A 3,724-nucleotide genomic window follows, 5' to 3' on the forward strand; every position below is an offset into this window, starting at 1 on the left:
TACTATTCCCAACTCGTGACCGGTAGACCGGCCGGATCACAGAAACCTGAGGGTGCATGAAACCCGGGACGGTTCACAGCCGCTCCCGCATCAGCGCCTGCACGTCTTGCAAAGCAGCACGGACGATTTCGAGGTCCCCTGCTGCCTCACCGCTGATGTAGCGATACGCACGACGTGCCAGCGGTTCCAAGTCGTAGCCCTGCTTACCGTCAATCAGGAGCCATTGGACGTCATTTCGCGATGCCAGCGAGGCCAACATCAATGTCAACCAACTGGTCTTGCCGCTGCCAGGCACGCCACCGAGGACGACGCCACTTAGATTACTGCAAGGTGCCCCGATCAAGGCACCTCGCTCATCGACGCCTAACGGCAATTCCCAACCTCGACTAGGCGGCACAACAGAAAGAACTGTAGGCGTGCCAAGGGGGTCCCGGACGCGCAGCTGCAGCTCGAAGGTGCCCGGCCGCGGCTCTGTCACGGTGACTTCACGCACCCGCAGAGCAGAACTCAGATGTCCGCAATGCCGGTCCCAGCTATCCCGACTCTGTCCAGGTACACCGGCAACCATCACTGCCATGCCGTACGGCGTTGCACTTGTCCCAACCACCGGCGGTATATACCTAACAGCACGTCGGTCATCCCACGCGATGCCGGCGACAACACCCCTTGCGCGCGCAGCACGCGAACGGCGTAGGTCCGCGTCTACGGACAGGTCAAGTATCTCAACAAGATTCGCCCACTTGTCACGACTCAGCAGAATCGAAGATGCGTAGCGCAATTCCGGACCGAACGCAGAGCAGCGTCGACGAGCCCGCACACGTACGACCATCCAGATTCCCGCTGCCAACACAACCGCAGCGCACGCAGACCACAACACGACGTCGCCGACCCCATTCAGCGCGGCCAACCACAATCCGAAAAATGCTGCACCGCAAAGCAACATGATCCGTCGAGCGCTCACCACGGTTCGGCTCCAATCAGATCGCGCGGGCATCCCTCCGCAGTCGGATGACGCTTCCACCATTCGATCTCGACCGCGTGAAGCGTCGCCTCGTCGGGAATCGTCCACCGCCAATCGGCTGGAATCGGCGACGGCCATTGGTCGCGGTTAAAGATGTCGAAGCCCAGAATCGCCTCCCGCACAACGTCCTGCGCTCGGGCGCGATGCCTTGCCGGGTACCGCAATTGAAGTTCTCCGGCTGGCGGTTCGTTCAAGTACCGCGCTCTACGGCACGCGGCAGTGTTCGCGTGCAGGCAGTGTTCGAGCACATGGTTACAGTCCCGACATACCAAGCCGCGCACCATACCCGACATGTGGTCATGGTCGATCACGCGGCCATATATCTCGCCGCACGCCATGCACATAGGGCCGAACTTCGCGGAGAGGACCTCATAAAGACGTTGTCTGGAAGCGTTTTTGAATGGGGCGGGCGGTATCCGTGTGTCGTATGGGAAGCGGGGACTGCACGGCATCGAACTCTCTGCCGCGATGATCACCCTTATGGCCTCCGCGGATCTGTACCGACCGAGTTCGGCGAGCTCGGCGTTAACCGGCCCCTGACGGCAAAGAAACTTGCGAATGATGGCCGCCTGTCGGTTTGGCGGGAACGCCGCCAGCACATCGCTCATGTCATGAACCTGCAGTTCCGTAGGTGACGACACAATCTGGCCCCCACACGACCCCGTCTTTGTCCATTACAACCACCACAGGCCCTCTGACGAGAGGATTCACGTACCTCGGTCCCGCGTTTGGTTCAGGGTGACAGTCGTATCCAGGCAGGACAGTCACCTCAGACGAGGTTGGACCGCTCCGCATGAGATCGGCTGTTGTCGCCCCTGGAACAGCTGGAACAGCTGGTCGTGTCGGTGATGCAGACTGCATAACGCTGGCGATGGAAATGACGCCGGCTACAGCTACTGCGGCCGCACCGACAAGAACAAACAGCAGCCACCGACGCATCAACGCCGGCCCTCTAAGCCATGCAATCGCCGCATGACACCGGCCGGCTAGGGACAACTGAAATGGGTCACCTGCTCGAATCAGGTTTCTCTTGAACATCATTCGCTTGCTCCGCGCCGCCCGCCACTGCCGGCCTTGGCAAGTTCGGTGACGGAACCAACAGGTATCAGAGTCTGGATATAGACCGTCACTACGAGCACACCCCTGGGCGCCCCGCCGTTCCAACTAGACTTGCCCTCAGCACGGACCGACAAGGTGCATCGGCCTTCGGCCCGAAACAGCGTGCCGGCCGGGACCGTGTCCAACGGTGTGGTCGTTTGGACTTCCGCACCATCCAGGCCGATGCCGGCAACGCTCACCGCCAAGCCTGTAAGCCTGTGGAGTTGCGCGCCGTCGACGAGCACCGGCTCATCAGTCGCAGCCCCATCGCGGTACACACGCCTCGCGCGGCCCGCACCGCCCGTTCCAAATGCCAAAATCTGCGTCGGGTCTAGGACGACATCGTCCAATCGAGTGAGATCAGCCATGAGACAACACCTTTCATCTGATTTGCAAAGCTATGGATACCTCTGCACCAAAGTCTTGCGAGTGGCCATGAGCTGGGCAACGAAAGGGGAATCTCCGGAAACATGCAGGTCAGATATCACGCCAAATCGGCCGAGGGGTGGCGTAAACAGGCCATGGCGAATCAACGCACGCCAATTGGAGTCACAGGCAGCCGCCTGTCGGTATGAGGATGTAGCGTCGGTTCATGGCTTCACATCAGCCGATGGACACCTCGGCCGATCCAGAGCAGCTCCTACTGGCTGCCAATTGGTATGAGCACATGTGCATTGCCGCCGCCAAGCTTTCAGTTGCTGCAGGTGCTACGCCGGCCGACGCACGGCGCGTAAGCGGTCTGCGCCGCGTCGAAATCAAACGGGCCATGGGGCCAGTGAGAAGACAGATCGTCGAACTCGACAAGGCTGCGGTGCTGGCCGGTGACCAAATTCCACGGAGCCTGATCGTCCCTGAACGGGTGCTGTCCGAATGCTCCACTACGGTGGCCGCTGACTATCTGCAGATCAGCAACTACGCCCGCTATAAGCGCTCGACTTACCTCTACCTCAAGGCAGTCAACGACCTCAATTTAGAATTCAACAAAATTGCGTCGGAATTCTTCGACCACAAAGATCAGTTCCGGCGCCTCTCCGACAAATACGATGTCCTTGGGGAGAAACTCAACGGACTAGTAATGTCGAACTTTGGCCAGGCCCGGCCGCCTGCACAAGTAGTGGACCAGCACGTTCGAAGCTTCTCTTGGGTTAAACGGGATCGACTCGAAGCTGAGCTTCAATCGCTTGTTCAGCAACGAGATTCGTTGCGGTCCCAGCTTCCAAAGGTCGGCGCTCAGCTGGCCAGCATCATGGCCGCCTACCAGCGGCATCATGCTCGACGCGCATACCTCCGGTCGTCGGCGATTCGTGAGTATAGCGACTACAAATCATTGTTCGTCCCACGCGCGACGCTTTACGGGATGTGCAAATTCAATTTCGATAACACCCTGACGAAGCGTCCCGATGAGGTCGCGAAGATGCTCGAACTAGCCGACCGGTGGAACAAAATTCAGATTGACTTCGCCGAGGAGCGGATGAATCTCAAATCAAGCCACCGACAAGACGAACTACGAGATCACGCGCTGTTCAATCGGGCCTTGCCCCCATGTAGTGGACACGGGATTTGTGGTTACGCGGCTACTGGCAGCGTAGCCGGTGTTAGGGTCCT

The 3,724-nt window shown here is 59.4% G+C and carries 4 protein-coding genes; 1 reads left to right on the forward strand and 3 read right to left on the reverse strand.

What is annotated here, in order from left to right:
• Window positions 1-73: 73 nt before the first annotated feature.
• The 3 genes from ACJH7A_RS30120 to ACJH7A_RS30130 all read right to left on the reverse strand — a co-directional run bounded on the left by ACJH7A_RS30120 (window position 74) and on the right by ACJH7A_RS30130 (window position 2,487).
• The gene (locus ACJH7A_RS30120; RefSeq protein WP_406803285.1) at window positions 74-493 is read right to left on the reverse strand and encodes an FtsK/SpoIIIE domain-containing protein; all 420 of its coding nucleotides are present in this window, start codon (window positions 491-493) and stop codon (window positions 74-76) included.
• Between the two features lie 464 nt (window positions 494-957).
• A complete protein-coding gene (locus ACJH7A_RS30125) occupies window positions 958-1,629 on the reverse strand; it encodes an endonuclease domain-containing protein (protein ID WP_074297556.1) in 672 nt (223 codons plus the stop codon).
• Between the two features lie 429 nt (window positions 1,630-2,058).
• Window positions 2,059-2,487, reverse strand: a complete 429-nt coding sequence (locus ACJH7A_RS30130; RefSeq protein WP_406803286.1) for a hypothetical protein — start codon at window positions 2,485-2,487, stop codon at window positions 2,059-2,061.
• Between the two features lie 224 nt (window positions 2,488-2,711).
• Here ACJH7A_RS30130 and ACJH7A_RS30135 point away from each other — a divergent pair.
• The coding region (locus ACJH7A_RS30135; protein ID WP_406803287.1) for a hypothetical protein at window positions 2,712-3,724 on the forward strand (1,013 nt) is incomplete at its 3' end.

It is taken from the genome of Mycobacterium sp. SMC-17, assembly GCF_045310915.1.
In the GTDB taxonomy this organism is placed as follows: Bacteria; Actinomycetota; Actinomycetes; order Mycobacteriales; family Mycobacteriaceae; genus Mycobacterium.